Origin of the sequence: Halobaculum marinum (genome assembly GCF_029338555.1) — an archaeon.
In the GTDB taxonomy this organism is placed as follows: domain Archaea; phylum Halobacteriota; class Halobacteria; order Halobacteriales; family Haloferacaceae; genus Halobaculum; species Halobaculum marinum.
The window spans coordinates 2,084,075-2,100,802 of record NZ_CP119989.1; the positions used below are offsets into that span (position 1 = coordinate 2,084,075).

Annotated in this window: 18 protein-coding genes; 8 read left to right on the forward strand and 10 right to left on the reverse strand. The window is 69.8% G+C overall.

The genetic code is table 11. From position 1 onward, the window contains the following. Positions 1-14: 14 nt before the first annotated feature. On the reverse strand, positions 15-338 hold the full coding sequence (locus tag P0R32_RS10820) for a DUF7518 family protein (RefSeq protein WP_276236986.1): 324 nt from the start codon (positions 336-338) through the stop codon (positions 15-17). A gap of 292 nt (positions 339-630) precedes the next feature. On the opposite strand from P0R32_RS10820, the gene P0R32_RS10825 reads away from it, so the two are divergent. Continuing rightward, positions 631-1,554, forward strand: a complete 924-nt coding sequence (locus P0R32_RS10825) for a presenilin family intramembrane aspartyl protease PSH (RefSeq protein ID WP_276236987.1) — start codon at positions 631-633, stop codon at positions 1,552-1,554. A 74-nt stretch (positions 1,555-1,628) separates the two neighbouring features. Beyond that, on the forward strand, positions 1,629-2,468 hold the full coding sequence (locus tag P0R32_RS10830; RefSeq protein ID WP_276236988.1) for a presenilin family intramembrane aspartyl protease PSH: 840 nt from the start codon (positions 1,629-1,631) through the stop codon (positions 2,466-2,468). Between the two features lie 150 nt (positions 2,469-2,618). Here P0R32_RS10830 and P0R32_RS10835 read toward each other — a convergent pair whose 3' ends face one another. From P0R32_RS10835 to P0R32_RS10845, 3 genes are all read right to left on the reverse strand, one after another. Beyond that, positions 2,619-3,092: a PUA domain-containing protein gene (locus tag P0R32_RS10835; protein ID WP_276236990.1), complete on the reverse strand. Its 474-nt coding sequence runs from the start codon at positions 3,090-3,092 to the stop codon at positions 2,619-2,621. After that, entirely contained in the window at positions 3,089-3,586 is a 498-nt protein-coding gene (locus P0R32_RS10840) for a LabA-like NYN domain-containing protein (protein WP_276236991.1), read from the reverse strand. The genes P0R32_RS10835 and P0R32_RS10840 overlap by 4 nt, the downstream gene beginning before the upstream one ends. Before the next feature lie 62 nt (positions 3,587-3,648). Beyond that, positions 3,649-4,137 carry a DUF7534 family protein gene (locus tag P0R32_RS10845; protein ID WP_276236992.1) on the reverse strand — a complete coding sequence of 163 codons (489 nt, stop codon included), beginning with the start codon at positions 4,135-4,137 and terminating at the stop codon, positions 3,649-3,651. A gap of 89 nt (positions 4,138-4,226) precedes the next feature. Here P0R32_RS10845 and P0R32_RS10850 point away from each other — a divergent pair, with 89 nt between their 5' ends. Both P0R32_RS10850 and P0R32_RS10855 read left to right on the forward strand, forming a co-directional pair. Continuing rightward, entirely contained in the window at positions 4,227-4,736 is a 510-nt protein-coding gene (locus tag P0R32_RS10850; RefSeq protein WP_276236993.1) for a nucleoside deaminase, read from the forward strand. Positions 4,737-4,862: 126 nt separating this feature from the next. Further along, complete coding sequence (locus P0R32_RS10855) at positions 4,863-5,846, forward strand: PhzF family phenazine biosynthesis protein (protein ID WP_276236994.1); 984 nt, start codon at positions 4,863-4,865, stop codon at positions 5,844-5,846. 77 nt (positions 5,847-5,923) lie between these two features. Here the strand turns inward: P0R32_RS10855 and P0R32_RS10860 are convergent, their stop codons facing one another. After that, the gene (locus tag P0R32_RS10860; RefSeq protein WP_276236995.1) at positions 5,924-6,445 is read right to left on the reverse strand and encodes a hypothetical protein; all 522 of its coding nucleotides are present in this window, start codon (positions 6,443-6,445) and stop codon (positions 5,924-5,926) included. Between the two features lie 204 nt (positions 6,446-6,649). Here P0R32_RS10860 and ppsA point away from each other — a divergent pair, with 204 nt between their 5' ends. The 3 genes from ppsA (at position 6,650) to P0R32_RS10875 (ending at position 10,835) form a co-directional block, all read left to right on the forward strand. After that, a complete protein-coding gene (gene ppsA / locus P0R32_RS10865; RefSeq protein WP_276236996.1) occupies positions 6,650-8,977 on the forward strand; it encodes a phosphoenolpyruvate synthase in 2,328 nt (775 codons plus the stop codon). Positions 8,978-9,019: 42 nt separating this feature from the next. Further along, positions 9,020-10,135 carry a tyrosine decarboxylase MfnA gene (gene mfnA / locus P0R32_RS10870; RefSeq protein WP_276236997.1) on the forward strand — a complete coding sequence of 372 codons (1,116 nt, stop codon included), beginning with the start codon at positions 9,020-9,022 and terminating at the stop codon, positions 10,133-10,135. Positions 10,136-10,295: 160 nt separating this feature from the next. Continuing rightward, positions 10,296-10,835: a YqaA family protein gene (locus tag P0R32_RS10875; protein WP_276239395.1), complete on the forward strand. Its 540-nt coding sequence runs from the start codon at positions 10,296-10,298 to the stop codon at positions 10,833-10,835. A gap of 33 nt (positions 10,836-10,868) precedes the next feature. On the opposite strand, the gene P0R32_RS10880 is transcribed toward P0R32_RS10875, so the two are convergent. The 4 genes from P0R32_RS10880 to P0R32_RS10895 form a co-directional block, all read right to left on the reverse strand. Beyond that, positions 10,869-11,975: a DNA-methyltransferase gene (locus P0R32_RS10880; protein ID WP_276236998.1), complete on the reverse strand. Its 1,107-nt coding sequence runs from the start codon at positions 11,973-11,975 to the stop codon at positions 10,869-10,871. A 66-nt stretch (positions 11,976-12,041) separates the two neighbouring features. Continuing rightward, on the reverse strand, positions 12,042-12,398 hold the full coding sequence (locus P0R32_RS10885; protein WP_276237000.1) for a winged helix-turn-helix transcriptional regulator: 357 nt from the start codon (positions 12,396-12,398) through the stop codon (positions 12,042-12,044). A 92-nt stretch (positions 12,399-12,490) separates the two neighbouring features. Then, positions 12,491-12,784: a DUF7964 domain-containing protein gene (locus P0R32_RS10890; protein WP_276237002.1), complete on the reverse strand. Its 294-nt coding sequence runs from the start codon at positions 12,782-12,784 to the stop codon at positions 12,491-12,493. Between the two features lie 83 nt (positions 12,785-12,867). Beyond that, positions 12,868-13,338 (reverse strand): YbaK/EbsC family protein, encoded by a 471-nt coding sequence (locus P0R32_RS10895; protein WP_276237004.1) that lies wholly within the window; start codon positions 13,336-13,338, stop codon positions 12,868-12,870. 198 nt (positions 13,339-13,536) lie between these two features. On the opposite strand from P0R32_RS10895, the gene metG reads away from it, so the two are divergent. Beyond that, complete coding sequence (metG, locus tag P0R32_RS10900) at positions 13,537-15,627, forward strand: methionine--tRNA ligase (protein WP_276237006.1); 2,091 nt, start codon at positions 13,537-13,539, stop codon at positions 15,625-15,627. Between the two features lie 188 nt (positions 15,628-15,815). Here metG and P0R32_RS10905 read toward each other — a convergent pair whose 3' ends face one another. Continuing rightward, positions 15,816-16,667, reverse strand: coding sequence for a VOC family protein (locus tag P0R32_RS10905; RefSeq protein WP_276237009.1), 852 nt, complete (start codon positions 16,665-16,667; stop codon positions 15,816-15,818). Between the last annotated feature and the right edge of the window lie 61 nt (positions 16,668-16,728).

Sequence of the window (16,728 nt, forward strand, 5' to 3'; positions counted from 1 at the left end):
CGCCCGCGAACCGCTTACGCGACGATGATGTCGTCGGAGTCGTCCTCGGAGGACTCCGACTCGTCGACGGTCTCCCCGTCGGCGCCGCGTGCCGCCTTCTGCGCGTCGTTCTCGTCGTCGGCCATGACCTTCTGCGAGTTCGCGCCGTCAGCCGCCGACTCGTTCGGCACGAACTCAGCGTTCGGATTCCGGTTCGGCGAGGAGGGCTCTTCGACCTCGGTCGACCGCTCCAACTGCGAGATTCGCTCTTTCGACTCGACCAGTTCCTCGGTCAGTCCGTCGACCGCAGCCTGCAACTCAGCGACCTGTTTCTCCAGGTCGTCGACCCGATTTCCCATACACGGGAACACGCCTCCATCGGGATAAACCTGCGTCAGACGGGCGAAAGACCACCTCGCGGCCCGAGGCGTCCGAATTCGGTCGTTCGAGCGTGCCTACCTGCAGATCGGCGATGCGCCGTGGTAAACTGGTACGCGCTATATCGAATGGTGGAATCGCGCCCGCGACGCCGCTGAGGGTCGAGCGGTCGCGCACGTCGGTTCGTGCGGCGCTGGTCGCCGGCGCGTCCGCCGATCACGGCCAGCAGACGAACCACAACCCCCAAACGGACCCCACACCAACTCGGGGCCGATGAACCAACGTGCGCTCCGCGGCGTCCTCCTCGCGGGGCTGATCTTCCTCGTCGTCCACGTCGGCGCGGTGTCGCTGGCACCGACGTTCGAGGCGGCCGGCTACCAGACGGTCGAGGACCCGCAGAACCCGACCAACTCCGCGATGTACCTAGGCGCCATCCTCGTGGTGACGGCGCTGATGCTCGCGGCGTTCAAGTACGACTTCGACTGGGCAGTGCGCCTCGTCATCGTCGGCTCCTCGGGCCTGCTGTCGTGGTACGTGTTCTCCGTGTTCCTCCCGGGCACGGCCGCGGTCGCGGCGTCCGCACTCGTCGCCGTCGCCCTGCTCGCGTACCCCGAGTGGTACGTCATCGACTCCGCGGGCGCGCTCATGGGCGCGGGCGCCGCCGGGCTGTTCGGCATCTCGTTCGGCCTGCTCCCGGCCATCGTCCTCCTCACCGTGCTCGCGGTGTACGACGCCATCTCGGTGTACGGCACCGAGCACATGCTCGACCTCGCAGAGGGTGTACTCGACCTGAACATCCCCGTGGTGCTCGTCATCCCGCTTGAGTGGTCGTACTCGCTCTTGGAGGAGGGCGTGGCCGACGACGCCACCGAAGGGACCGACGAGGCCGAGCGCGACGTGTTCTTCATCGGCCTCGGCGACGCCGTGATGCCCGCGGTGATGGCGGCGTCGGCGGCGTTCTGGTCGCCCGCGCCCGCGTTCGGGCTCCCGGTCGTCCCCGCGATGGGGCTCCCCGCCTTGCTCGCCATCGTCGGGATGTTCGTCGGCCTCGCGGTCCTCCTCCGGATGGTCCTGAAGGGCCGTCCCCACGCGGGGCTCCCGCTGCTCAACGGCGGGGCCATCGGCGGCTACCTCCTCGGGTCGCTCGTCGCGGGCGTCCCACTCACGCAGGCGCTCGGGCTGGCTCGGTACCTGTGAGCGGGCCGTCGGGGACTTCACGCCGTCCGAGACTCCTCGCGGACCCGCGCGTCCGCGGCGCTCTCGGCGTCGGGGTGTTGTTCCTCGCGGTCCAACTGCTCGCCCTCGCGGCGGCGCCGCGCCTCGCGGGGTCGGGCGTCAGCTACGGCGACGGCGGCGACGCGCTCGTTCCGCTCGTGCTCGGCCTCGCAGTCGGCACCGTCCTCTCGCTGGCGGTGGTTCGCTACGGCGCCAGCCGACGCCTCGTGCGCGGGGTCATGCTCGCGTCGCTCGGCGCCGCCCAGTGGTTCGCACTGTCGGCGTTCCTCGGTCCTGTGGGCGGTGCGGTTGCCGCGGCGGTGGGCACGGTGCTTGCCTGGCGCGTCCCCCGCCCTGCCGTCCGCAACGCGGTCGCGGTGGTCGGCGTCGCCGGCGGGGCCGCGCTGTTCGGAGCGAGTCTCGACCCCGCGTACGCGGCGGGCGCGCTCGTGCTCGCGGCGGCGTACGACGCCTACGCCGTGTACGGGTCGGGCCACATGCTCGACATGGCCGACGCGAGCGCCGACCTGCAGGTGCCGTCGATGTTCGTCGTGCCGACCCACGACGGGTACGACGACGAGTCCGCCACCGTCACCGGCGACGGAACGCCCGCAGCGACCCTGTTGGGCGCCGGCGACGCGCTCTTTCCGGCGATGTTGACGGCGAGTGTCTGGGTCCAGTCGCAGTGGGCCGTGTTCGTCCCCGGCGAGTTCATCGACACGGGACTGCCGCTCGTCGGGGAGTTCCACGTCGCCGTCCTCGGTCCGCTCGTCGGATCGCTCGTCGGTCTCGCGGCGCTCCAGGTGTTCGTCCATCGACGAGGGGGCGTCCACGCGGGCCTGCCGTTCGTCAACGGTGGCGCGCTCGCCGGGTGGCTTCTGCTGGCGGTGGTGTGAACACAGAGAGCCGAACGAGGCCGCCGCACGGCGATCTGCCGACAGGCTTTTTATCACCCTGTCCTCAGCGCCGACCGCGGGAGCCCCGCGTGTTTGGGTCGCCACATCATCCCCACCCGGGGAGCGCGGGACCCCGCCCCCAGGGCGTCGTCACTCCTGACCGGCGCCCGACCTCACTTTCACCGCCATGCCGGACGCGAAGTCGCGCATCTCCGCGGCCGCCAACTCCGCCCGCCCGACGCCGAGTACGTCGCCGTTCTCGTGGACCACGACCACCTCGTCGCGGGGGCGCACGTCCTCGCCCACGTCGCTCACGAACTTCGCGAACACGTTCTTCCCGTCACGAACGAACGGCTCGGACTCGTCGCCGACGACGACGCTGTAGCTCGGGTGCGGGAGGACCGAACGGAGCCGACGACCGCCCTCGACGCCCAGGGTGAACCGCCCGTCGGTCCCGTAGGAGACGATCCGACCGGCGTCGCAGGTGACCTGCCGAGGGCGCCCGCTCGTCGACCGGCGGACCGTCACCGCGTCGTCGCTCGGGAACAGCGCGTCGCCGGCGCCGGCGCCGAACTGGTAGTCGGCGGTGACGCGGAGGTCGCCGAGGCTCGTGTGGCCGCTCATAGCAGGAACGTGTCCTCGCGCTCGCTCATGTCGATGAACGAGTCCGCCGCGGCCTTCAGATCCGCCGCCGCCGACTCCTCGAACGCGACGACCTCGACGCGGACGCCCTCGTGACGGAGGTGCGAACAGAGTCGCGAGAAGTCCGCGTCGCCGCTGCACAGGACGAGCGTGTCGACGTGGTCCGCGAGCGTCACGGCGTCGAGGCTGATGCCCACGTCCCAGTCGGCCTTCTTCGACCCGTCGCCGAACGTCTTGATGTCCTTGATCTTCGTCTCGAAGCCGATGTCGCGCAGCGCTTCGAAGAACGACTCCTCGTCGGGCGAGTCCGCGCGGATGACGTACGCGATTGCGCGGGTCAACTCCCGGCCCATCACGGCCTTCTCCAACATCATCGAGTAGTCGACGTTGCGCGAGTACACGCTCTGTGCGGAGTGATAGAGGTTCTGTGAGTCGGCCAACACGGCGACTCGCTGCCCCTCGTGAATCTCGGTCATTACCTGTCCGTGTTGGACGGGGCGGATAATCGTGTCGGGGCGGCGCTCGACACCGAGGGGCGCTACCGGTCGCGCGCTCGCCGTTCGAGGAGTCGCCGATACCCGCGCCGGTACACGAGCACGTACCCCGGGACGAGTAGCAGCGGGCCGAGGGCGCCAGCCCACACCAGTTGCGTGACCGGGTCCGGCGGCGCCGCCGTCGCCGCGAGCACGAACGCAGTGACGCCCGCGAGCGCCACCGTCACCGCCGCCCGCTCACCGCGGTCCGGGGCTCGCGACCGCTCTCGGCGCCGGGCGTACACCAGCAGGTACCACAGCGCCGCGGGCCACGCGATGACGCTCCCCACTCCCCAGACCGTCGGCACGGACGACCCACGGGCGTCGGCGTCGCGAATCACGGCGTACGCGAACGCGAGCGTGGCGCATCCTGCGAACACGAGGCCGACCGTTCCGAGGGCCGAGAACCCGGGGACGGCAGCCTGAATCGGAGCCGTCAAAGAGCGACCCGAGAGCCACGCCGTGTGCGGGCGGTGAGCGAGGAGGGCGATCACAGCCGAACGGCCACGCGGTGCAGTCAAAACTGTATCGTCTGTAGACACGACGCCGACAGCTACACGACGACGGACGGCCAACTGGAGCTATGGCAACGCCGCCCGAGCGACTGCCGGCCCGGTTCGCCGACTGCTCCCACGAGGCGCACATCGGCGAGGCGCTGGAACTGGCACGCAGCGCCGGCGAGCGCGGCGACGACCCGTACGGGTCCGTCCTCGTCCGCGCCGCCGACGACGCCGTCGTGATGACCGAGCGCAACGCGATCAACACCGAGAACGACGTCCGTCGCCACCCCGAACTGACGCTCGCTCACCGTGCCGCCCGAGAGTTCTCGCCGAGCCAACGCGCCGACCTCGTCATGTACACCAGCACCGAGCCGTGTCCGATGTGCGCCGGCGGAATCGCCCACGTCGGTCTCGGTGCGGTCGTCCACGCCACCTCCGCCGAGCGCGGCGCCGAGTTGTACGGCAACGACTCCTGCCTCCCCTCGAGTGAGGTGTACGAACGACTCGGCAGTGACGTGGTCGCCGCTGGTCCGGTGCTCCCCGAGGAAGGCGACGAGGTACACAGACGCTTCGGCCAAATCGTCGCCGACTGATCCCGACGAAACCGCACGACTCAGCAGCGAATCGGAGCACCCGAACGTCACTCCTCGACCGCTAGATCGCTCACGAACCCCACCGAACCACCGGGTGTTTAGTCGGGGCGGGGCCGAGAGTCCCCCATGACCGACGACACCGACGCGGGGAGCGTCGACCGCCGCGACGCGGCGCTGGTCGACGCGTTCACGACCGAACCGACCGCCGGGAACGTCGCGGGCGTCGTCCCCGACGCCGCGGGGTTGGACGACGACCAGCTGCTGTCGATCGCTCGCGAGTTCGGCGCCAGTGAGACGGCGTTCGTCTCTCCGTCGACGGAGGCCGACCGCCGGATCCGCTACTTCTCGCCGACCACCGAGGTCGACCTGTGCGGCCACGCGACGATCGCAGCCCACGCGCGACTGTTCGAGACGGGCGCCATCGAGGCGGGGACGCACTCGCTGGAGACGAACGTCGGCGTCATGGAGGTCGAGGTGACCGAGGAGGGACGCGTCTGGATGACGCAGAACGCCCCGACCGTCTACGAGGTCGAAGTCGACTACGACCGCCTCGGCGACGTGCTGGGCGTCACGCCTGAGGCGTTCCGCGACGTGGGCGCCGAACTCCCGGTCGCGTACGCCACCTCGGGCCTGCCGTTCGTCGTCGTCCCCGTGAACTTCCTCGAACACCTCGGCGACATGGCGCCCGACTTCGACGCGGTCGAGGCGTTCGCCGACGAGCACGACGCCGCCGGCGTGTACGCGTTCACCTTCGACGCGCTCGGCCCGGAGTCGACCGTGCACGGGCGCTGTTTTGTCCCCGGCGCCGGCATCGACGAGGACCCCGTCACCGGCACCGCCAGCGGCGCCTGCGGAGCGTACCTCGACCACTTCGCGGCGTTCAGCGGCGGCGACGCGAGCGACGCACCCGGCTCACCGGCGGGCGCGGGAGGCGAGACGGACACCCCCGACGAGATGGTGTTCGAGCAGGGTCACTACGTCGACCGACCCGGAACCGTCCGCGTCCGCGCGACCGGCGGCGCGCCCGCGGTCGGCGGCGACGCCGTGACCGCGCTGGAGGGGACCGTTCGCGTCCCCGACTCCGCCGAGGACGAGATCATCGAAGTCTGAGCTAATCGCTCCGATTCGCTCCGCAGTGTTGCGATTAGTTTCGTGAGAGCAGTGTGCAGCAGATCGCCAGTCAGTGATTAGCGTTGCCGCTGCGCCGCCTCGAGCGCCTCCTCCGGCGACCGGTCGGGCGTCGCCGCGGGGTGGGACGCGAGGTACGCCTCCGCGTCTGCGATTGTCGTCTCGTTCTCCAGGCCGTACGACCGCGCCGTCTCGGCGGAGGCGCTGGCGTCGACCACCTCGGGCACGTCCGTCCGGTCGTCGGGGTCCTCGCTCACGTGGCGTCGGACGATGACGGTCGCGGTGACCGCCGCGAGGAGGACGCCGACGCCGACGCCGAACGTCCCCCACACGAGCCAGCCCGCCGCCGGGAGACCGACCGCCGCGACTGGGACCATCGCGAGGACGAGGCGCCGTCGGGACCGCGCGCGCCGTTCGTACGTCGTGACCACCGACGACCCGGCGCCCGCGGGGACGACGCGGTGCACCGGTCCGTGGTCGTCCTGGTACCGGAGCACGTCCCAGCGGTCGACCGCGGCGGCGGCGAGGTACGGCTCCTCGGGCCGCTCGTCGGCGGACTCGCTCGTTGCGGGGTCGCTCATGCCACGGAGTCGGTCGGGGTGGGTCGAAAAAGCCGCGGTCGCGGGTGCCGGATGGGCCGTTCGACGCCGTTCCTGTCTCTGTCGAGACAATACGCGAGACGGGAGGAGCGTCGCCGAGAGGTACTCGGAACCGAGTACAGATTGTTTCGCCGTTGCGGCGGTCGGAACCTTCTTGGTTCAGTCCTCGGTCCTTCCCGATACGAAATGGCTGTACTTTGGCTGGACGACGTTACCGCCGACGACCTGGAGACGGTCGGCGGGAAAGGGGCCTCGTTGGGGGAACTAACCGGCGCCGGCCTGCCCGTGCCGCCGGGGTTCGTGGTCACCGCGGGGACCTACCGGACGTTCATCGAAGAGGCGGGTATCGACGACGAACTGTTCGCCGCGATGGACATCGACCCCGAGGACTCCGCGGCGCTTCGCGAGGCCGAACAGACCGCCGAGGACCTCATCCTGGGGACGGAACTCCCGGACTCCGTTCGCGACGAGATCCTCGAGGCGTACCGCTCGATGGGCGACGGCGAGGCGTTCGTCGCGGTCCGCTCGTCGGCGACCGCCGAAGACCTCCCCGACGCCTCCTTCGCCGGCCAGCAGGAGACGTTCCTCAACGTCCGCGAGGAGGCGCTGGTCCAGCGCGTGAAGGAGTGCTGGGCGTCGCTGTTCTCCCAGCGCGCAATCTACTATCGCCAGCAGAAGGGGTTCCCCCACAGCGAGGTCGACATCGCGGTCGTCGTCCAGCAGATGGTCGACGCCGAGAAGTCCGGCGTGATGTTCACGTCGCACCCCTCGACGGGCGAACCCGAGATCATCATCGAGGCCGCGTGGGGCCTCGGTGAGGCGGTCGTCTCCGGCTCCGTCTCCCCCGACAACTACGTCGTCGACCGCGAGACCGCGGCGGTCGAGCAGGTGACCGTCGCCGACAAGAAGCTCCTGATGGAGAAAGACCTCGAGACGGGTGAGACGGTCGAACGCCCGGTCGAGGAGGAGAAGCGCGAGGCGCAGGTGCTCGGCGACGACGAGATTGCGCGCCTCGTCGAACTTGGCCGGCAGGTCGAGGACCACTACGGCACTCCGCAGGACGTCGAGTGGGCCGTGTACGAGGGTGAGGTGTACATGCTCCAGTCGCGCCCGATCACGACCATCTCCGACTCGGCGGCGTCGAGCGGCGGCCCGGCGAGCCAAGAGCGCGAGGCCGCGACCAACGGCGGCGTCGACACGACCCCGGGCACCGGCGGTGCCACCACCGACAGCGACGACGACGAGGTGCTGCTGCACGGCCTGGGCGCCTCCCCCGGCATCGTCTCCGGCACCGTCCGCGTCGTCACGAAACTCGACCACCTCGACCAGGTCGCCGAAGGCGACATCATCGTGACCGAGATGACGATGCCCGACATGGTGCCCGCGATGAAGCGCGCGGTCGGCATCATCACCGACGAGGGCGGCATGACCAGTCACGCCGCCATCGTCTCCCGCGAGTTGGGCGTCCCCGCCGTCGTCGGCACCGGGTCGGCGACGAGCGCGCTGTCGGACGGCCAGACCGTCACCATCGACGGCGACAAAGGCACCATCCGCCAGGGGACGGTGTCGAAGACCGAGGAGGAGCACGAACCCGTCGAGGCGGTCCGCCCGGAGACGCCGGTCAAGCCCATGACCGCGACGGAGGTGAAGGTGAACGTCTCCATCCCGGAGGCCGCCGAGCGCGCCGCCGCGACCGGCGCCGACGGCGTCGGCCTGCTGCGCATCGAGCACATGGTGCTGTCGCTGGGCGTCACGCCCGAGAAGTACATCGCCGACCACGGCGCCGACGCCTACGTCGACGAACTCGTCTCGGGCATCCGCGAGGTCGCCGAGGAGTTCTACCCGCGCCCCGTCCGCGCGCGCACCCTCGACGCCCCGACCGACGAGTTCCGCGAGTTGGAGGGCGGCGACAGCGAACCCAACGAACACAACCCGATGCTCGGGTGGCGCGGCATCCGCCGGTCGCTCGACAAGCCGGACGTGTTCGAGCAGGAACTTCGGGCGTTCAAGCGCCTGTACGAGATGGGGTACGACAATGTCGAGTTGATGCTCCCGCTCGTGAACGACGCCAGCGACGTAGAGACCGCCGTCGAGCACATGGAGGCCGTCGGCATCGACCCCGAGAAGCGCCGCTGGGGCGTGATGATCGAGACGCCCGCCAGCGCCCTCTCCATCGAGGAGTTGGCAGGCTGCGGCATCGACTTCGCCTCGTTCGGGACGAACGACCTCACGCAGTACACGCTCGCGGTCGACCGCAACAACGGCAACGTCGCCGACCGCTTCGACGAACTCCACCCCGCCGTCCTCTCGCTCATCGGCGACGTCATCGAGAAGTGCCGGGAGATGGGCGTCGACACCAGCATCTGCGGGCAAGCCGGCTCCAAGCCCGCGATGGTCGACTTCCTCGTCAAGAAGGGCGTCACCAGCATCTCCGCGAACATCGACGCCGTCCGCGACGTGCAACACGAGGTAAAGCGGACCGAACAGAAGCTGATCCTCGACGACATCCGGTAGGGAAACGCAACCACTAACTCCCGCTCGGTCCTCCCTCCGCCGATGCAGTCGCCCGTCGCCGAACGCGGCCCGCAGTCGTTCGACAGGGTGCTCTCCTCGATGTGCACGGAGCCACATCCGGCGGCCCGCCGCGCCGCCGAACGCTTCCTCACCACGAACCCCGGCGACCCGGCCACCTACACCGCCATCGCCGAGTTGGAGCACGACGCCGTGGCGGGACTCGCGACCGTGACGGGCCTGACCGACGCCGTCGACGCCGAGACCCCGACGGCTCTGGCGGCCCACGGCTACGTCACCAGCGGCGGGACCGAGTCCAACCTCCAGGCCGTCCGCTCGGCGCGGGACCGCGCGGAGACGGCGGCGACCGCGACGCACGACCCGGTCGTCGTCGCGCCCGAGTCCGCCCACTTCAGCTTCCACAAAGCCGCCTCGGTGCTCGGCGTCGAGTTGCGGACCGTCCCCACCGACGACGACGGCCGGGCGGACGTGGACGCCGCGGCGGCGGCCCTCGACGACGACGCGGTCCTCCTCGTCGGCGTCGCCGGCACCACCGAGTACGGTCGGGTCGACCCGATCCCCGCACTGGCCGACCTGGCGGTCGACGCCGGCGTCCCCCTCCACGTCGACGCCGCGTGGGGCGGCTTCCACCTTCCGTTCTCGGGCCACGACTGGGGGTTCGACGTGCCGGGCGTCGCCACCGTGACCGTCGACCCGCACAAAGTCGGGCGCGCGGCGGTGCCGGCGGGCGGCCTCCTCGCACGCGAGCGCGAGGCGCTCGACGCGCTCGCGATCGACACGCCGTACCTCGAGACCGCCTCGCAGGCGAGCCTCACCGGTACCCGCTCTGGCGCGGGCGTCGCGAGCGCCGCCGCCGCACTCGACCACCTCTGGCGCGACGGCTACCGCCGCGAGTACGAACGCGCGATGGATCTGGCGAACTGGCTCGCCGACGAACTCGCCGGGCGGGGGCTCGGCGTCGTCGACCCCGAGCTACCGCTGGTCGCGTTCGATCTCCCCGCCGCGACGTTCGAGGCGGTCCGTGAACGCGGGTGGCGCCTGTCGCGCACGGGCGCCGGCGAGGCGCGGGTCGTCGTGATGCCGCACGTCTCCCGCGAGTCGCTGTCCGCGTTCCTCGCGGACCTCGACGACCTGCTGTAGCCTCGACTCGGCGGGCGACCGACACGAAACCTCGCCGGGAACCACGGGACTTATTCTCCGCTACGACTGCGGTTCGCACGTGACACTCGTCCCCGCGGTCCCGGCGCTCGAGGCGGTCGCGCCGGTGCTCGACCACCTCGAAACGGTAGCCCTCGTCGCGATGCCCGAGTGGTGGCCGACGTTCGACTGGCTCACGCGCCTCGTCGAGACGGCGACCGGGTGGGCCGGACTGGGGATCATCTTCGTCTACTCATTCCTGATCGCGTTCGCGCTCCCGGGCGTCAGCGAAATCGTGTTGCTCGCGCCGCTGGATCTGGGGATGCCCCAGTGGATGAAGCTCACCGTCATCATGATCGTCTCAGGGCTCGGGAAGGCCGCCGGCTCGGTGTTCGCCTTCCACATCGGGCAAGAGGCGAAGGAGTCTGGCGTGATCATCGGCTGGCTGCGCCGGTCGCGCTTCGACATCATCGAGTGGTCCGAGAGCGCGTCGGTCGAACTCGCGCGCCGCTACGGCTACGCCGGCCTCGCTATCGCGCTGTGTGTCCCTTTCTTCCCGGACACGCTGTCCATCTACGCGTTCGCCGTCCTCGAACGCGACTACGTCCGCTTCGCCGTCGCGACGTTCGTCGGCAGCGTCGGGCGCCTGCTCGTGACGCTCGGCCTGTTCGGCGTCGGGTCGCTTACGCTCACGTTCATCTGAGCACCCGCCCCGTTCGCCGGTCGAGCCGCTCGACTACGTGTGACTGTCGTCGAGCGGTTCGTGTCGGACGCGGTAGCCGGTCGCCGTCGACGACACGGCGGTCGCTTCGTATACGCGGATGTCGCGCTCGGCTTTCGTGACGACGGGGAACTCGTAGTGGGTGGCGTCGTAGCCAGGCGACTCCGCCCGGTCGGCGACGAACGCGCGGTGATCACGGAGGCGCCGGCGACCCCGTTCGCGCGCGAGCGCCGGCAGGTCGGCGACTCGGTCGTCGAACCCCGCGGCGAACCCGGGGTCGCGTTCGACGCCGACGGAGTCGCGGCCGGAGGCCATCGCCGCCATCGTCGTCGTCCCGGTGCCCCAGAACGGGTCGAGCACGCGGTCGCCGTACGTCGAGTACATCGCGATCAGGCGGTACGGCAACTCGAAGGGGAAAGCGGCGGAGCGCTCGCGCGGCGCGGCGGCGTCGAGCGCTTGGTCGGCGCCGCGGAGGTCGTCCCACGTGTCCGAGAACCAGCGGTTGCGCTCCTCCCAGAAGTACGCCGAGGCGTAGCGGGTGTCGTCGCCGGGGTCGAACGACCGCCCGTCGCCGTTGCGGAACACGAGGACGTGTTCGTGTTCGAGCGTGACGTACGCGTTCGGCGGGAGCGTGCCGCTCCCCATGAACTTCGTCGGCGAGTTCGTCGGCTTGCGCCACAACACGCCCGGCAGTCGGTCGAGGCCGTGGTCGCCGAGCGCGTCCGCCACTCGGGTAGCGTTGTCCCACAGGCGGAAGCGCCCGCCGACCGAACGAGTCGCGTCGCCGACGTTCACGCACGCGACGCCGCCGGGCGCGAGCACACGGGCGACCTCCTCCCACGCCGGTGCGAGCGTCTCGTGCATGGCGTCGAACGCCTGCTCGGCAGCGGCGTCGTCACCGGTTTCGGCGGTCGTGAGTGCCTCGCCGACCGCCGGGTCGAGGTCGGCGAACAGGTCGTCCCACTGCTCGACCATCGGGTACGGCGGCGAGGTGACGACGAGGTCGACGCTGTCGTCGGGAATCGGGAGGGAACGAGCGTCGCCGACGCTCACCGTGTGTGCCGTCTCGAACGCGGCGCCGACACCGGGCGTCTCGTCGACTGGGTCGTCGTCGCCGCTCATCGGGTCACCGGTTCGGGGCGCGTGGCCCTGGCGAATAAACCCCGGCGATCCGAGCGAACGGTCTGCCTACTCCGTGCAGGTCTCGAGCCACTCGCCCGCCCACGACTCGACCTCGCTGAACACGACCGACAGCGACTCTCCCTTCGGCGTCAGCGAGTAGTACGTCGCCACCGGCGCGTCCGGTTCCATCCGCTTCTCGACGAAGTTCATCTCGCGGAGGTCGTCGAGGACGCGCGACAGCGTCCGCGCGCTCGCGTCCGTGGAGCGCTTGAGCTCGTTGAACCGCTTCTCGCCGTCGAGCAGGTCGTGCAGCACCACCAGTCGCCACTTCGACCCGACCTGTTCGAGCGCGTCGACCACCGGACACGGGCCGGCGTCGAGGGACTCGGCGGACTCCACCGATCGCGGTTCTTCTACAGCCATCACCCGACGTACAACGTGGCGGGTTATAGCGGTTCGGATCCGAACCGGGTTACACCAGACAACCGCGTGTCACGACGACACCACTCGGGTCGCTACTCGCCGTCGGGTGCGCGGGCGGCGCGCCGGGCCTCCCAGTTCTTCAGCGAGTCTCGGACTGCGGCGAGGTCCTCGGGGTCGCCGGCCTCGCGACTGTCCACGACAGTCCACCCACCGTCGGGGTCGTACCCCAGTCCGTAGATAGTGTCGCCCGCCTGCACGGCGAGCGCGCGGATGTCGTCGTCGTCGACGCCGAGCGGCGCGGCTTCAGTGATACTGTCCGCCTCGCGAAACGCCTCCAGTTCTGCCGAGCGGAGCGGTCGCGACGGGAGCGACTCGATGATGGACACGCTGGTGGGCACGACCGGGACCGAGTTGAACGGTTCGACTCGGCGTGCCAACGAAGATTCGATATCGCGGTAGAGGGTTTACGCTACTCGAACGCCGACACGTCCGTCGGATCTGCGATCCGGCGCAGCTCGGCTGGAGACAGCGCGAACACCGCGTCTGGCGTCCCAGCGGCGGCCCAGATCCGGTCGTGGTCGAGGAGCGACTCGTCGAGGAACGTCGGGATCGGCTCGTCGTGACCGAACGGCGGGACACCCCCGATGCTCCACCCGGTTGCGGCCTTCACCTGCTCTGGACTGGCGGTGCCGACGGTGTCGACCTCGAGTTCGGCGGCGAGTGCGTCCGTGTCGACCCGGTTGTCGCCGGCGGTGAGCACGACGACCGGCTCGCCGTCAGCCGAGCAGACGATGCTCTTGACGATCTGGGGGACGGCACAACCGACGGCCGCCGCCGCGTCTGCGGCGGTTTTCGTCCCCTCGGGGAACTCCTCGATCACGGGGTCCAAGTCGTACTCATCGCGGACGCGGGCAGCGAATCGTTCGGCGCTGGGGTGCATACGCCAGCCGAGAGCGCGGTGCGGCAAGTACCTGCGGACCGTACCAAGTCTGTACACCGAGAACTGGTTCACCGCGAGCCACTCCAGAACCCGACGAGGAGTCGGACGCATTCGTCGCCGCTGTCTCCACCCGCCGTCGGCGCGAGGACCCTCGCCCGATTCGGCGGGCTTTAGGCCCGCATCCTCCACACGTCACCTATGAGCAACGACGCATCCCGCACACACGAGGCGTTCCCGACGGACGCCCCGGCGGTGGTGACGTGCGGCCTGCCGTACGCGAACGGCGACCTGCACATCGGCCACCTCCGGACGTACGTCGGCGGCGACGTGTACTCGCGCGCGCTCGAGTCGCTCGGCCAGTCGACCGCGTTCGTCTGCGGGTCGGACATGCACGGCACCCCCATCGCCGTCCAGGCGATCGAAGAGGGGATCGACCCGGAGGCGTTCGCGCTGGAGTGGCACGAGCAGTACGCCGAGACGTTCCCGAAGTTCGGCGTCGAGTTCGACAACTACGGCCACACCCACGACGACGCGAACCGCGACCTCACCTACGAAATCGTCGATCGACTCGAGGCGGAGGGGTACGTGTACGAGAAGGAGATCAAGGTCGCGTGGGACCCCGTCGACGAACAGCCGCTCCCGGACCGCTACGTCGAGGGGACGTGCCCGTACTGCGGCGAGCACGCCCGCGGCGACGAGTGCGACGAGGGGTGCGGTCGCCACCTCGAACCCGGCGAGATCGAAGACCCGGTCTCGACCATCTCCGGGAACCCCGCCGAGTACCGCGACCGCGCACACAAGTTCTTCAAGGTCTCTGAGTTGTCGGAGTACCTCGACGGCTTCCTCGACCGACTGGAGGGCACCTCGAACGCCCGGAACCAGCCCCGCCAGTGGCTGGAGGACGGCCTCCAGGACTGGTGTATCACGCGCGACCTCGACTGGGGGTTCGACTACCCCGGCGAGGACGACCTGGTCCTCTACGTCTGGGTCGACGCCCCCATCGAGTACATCGCCTCGACGAAGCAGTACACCGAGCGCGTCGGCGCCGACACGTACGACTGGGAAGAGGCCTGGCGCGAGGACGGCGAGATCGTGCACGTCATCGGGCGCGACATCATCCAGCACCACACCATCTTCTGGCCCGGGATGCTCCACGTGGCCGACTTCGTCGAGCCGCGCGCCGTGATGGCGAGCGGCTTCATGACGCTCGGCGGGAAGGGCTTCTCCACCTCGCGAAACCGTGCGGTGTGGGCCCGAGAGTACCTCGACGAGGGGTTCCACCCGGACCTGCTGCGCTACTACCTCGCCACCAACGGCGGGTTCCAGCAGGACGTCGACTTCTCGTGGGAGAAGTTCCGCGACCGCGTCAACAACGAACTCGTGGGGACGGTCGGCAACTTCCTGTACCGCTCGCTGCTGTTCGCCCACCGCAACTTCGAGGGGACGCCCGAGGCGGACGTGAGCGAGGAGGTCGAGGCCCGCATCCTGGAGGCCATCGACGACTTCGAAGCCGGCGTGAACGACTACTCCGTCCGCGCGGTCGGCAACGCGACGGTCGACTTGGCGCGCTTCGGCAACGAGTACATCCAGCGCGAGGAGCCGTGGAACCTCGTCGGCGAGGACGACGAGGCCGCCGCCCAGGTGATCCGCGACTGCGTCCAGATCGCGAAGGCGGTCGCCGTCCTCTTCGAACCCATCGCCCCGGAGACGAGCGAGGAGTTGTGGACCCAACTCGGCGAGTCTGGCTCCGTCCACGATGTAACGGTCGACGCCGCGCTGGAGGCGCCGCCGCGCGACTTCGGCGCCCCCTCGGAGCTGTACGAGAAGATCGAAGACGAGCGCGTCGAGGAACTCAACGAGAAACTCGAGGCGCGCGTCGCCGAGGCGACCGCCGACGACGCCGGAACCGAAACCGACGAGTCGGACGCGGACGGCGAAGGTGACGTGAGCGATATCGAACCCGTCGCCGACGACCGCATCAGCTTCGACGAATTCCAGGACCTCGACCTCCGCGTCGCCGAAATCGTCGACGCCGAGCCGATCGAGGACTCCGACAACCTCGTGAAACTCACCGTCGACATCGGCCTCGAGGAGCGCCAGATCGTCGCCGGCATCAAACAACTCCACGACGTCGACGACCTCCCCGGCACGAAGGTCGTCGTCGTCGCGAACCTGGAGAAGGCCGAACTGTTCGGCCACGAGTCGAACGGGATGCTGCTGGCCGCGGGCGAGGACGCCGACCTGCTGACGACGCACGGCGACTCGCCGGTCGGCACGAAGATCCGGTAACGCCGACTCGACGAGCCTTCTTCAGCCGCTAGCGCGCTCCGTGAGCGGCATTGCTTGCCCTTGATCGGCCTCTCTGCCCTTCCCTCAGTAGTGGGTCCGATTGTGTCCGTATATCTCGTCCTGCGATACCAAATGGCCGATCCGAGACGAACCTCCAACCGTGAGTCGGCACAGAAGAAGACCTTGGATCAGCCGACGAGCACGCGCACGGCGACGCCGTCGGGGGCGGAGGCGACGAGGGCGTCACCATCGGCACGGAACGCGACCCCGGCGTCGGCGAGGTCGGAGCGGACCGCATCGAGCGCCGTCTCGTCGGAGACGACGACCTCGAACTCCCGTAGCCCCCGACCCGATGCGGGACTGGAGCGCCGATTCCACGTGTTCAAGCCGATGTGGTGGTGGTAGCCACCCGCGGCGACGAACAGCGCCTCGGCCTCCCAGCGTTGACGCACGTCGAACCCGAGCGCGTCGACGTAGAACGCCTCCGCCGCCTCGAGGTCGGTCACTTCGAGGTGGACGTGGCCGACGGTCGTGTCGTCGGGAGCCGGGTCGCCTGCTGCGTCGAACTCGCCCGCTCGGTCGGTGAGTAGCGACTCAACGTCGAGCGGGAGCGTGTCCATCTCGACGCGGTCGTCGGTCTCGGGCCACGCCTCGCGCGGGCGGTCGCGGTACAACTCGACGCCGTTCCCCTCCGGGTCGCGGAGGTACAGCGCCTCGCTGACGCGGTGGTCGGAGGCGCCGGTGATCCGAGCCCCGGCCTCACGGGCACGGGCGAGCGCGTCGCCGAGTGCCGCGCGAGAGGGGAACAGGAACGCGGTGTGGAACAAGCCGGCGGCGTCGCTGGGTCGCGGTGGCGCGTCCGGGTCGTGGACGAGGACCAGCAGGTCTGTTACGGGCGTCCCGAGCACGGCGCGGTCGTCGTCGCGCTCGCGGACTCGCAGGCCGACGACGTCACGGTAGAACGCGAGGACGCGGTCGAGATCCGAGACCGCGAGCGTGACGGCACCGATGCGAGCCGCCGGTGAGGCGTTGTCGTTCACGACAGTGTGGGCGCGAGCGACCGAGATAGGCGTGGCGGCGACGGCGGCCCGATCCGGCGTT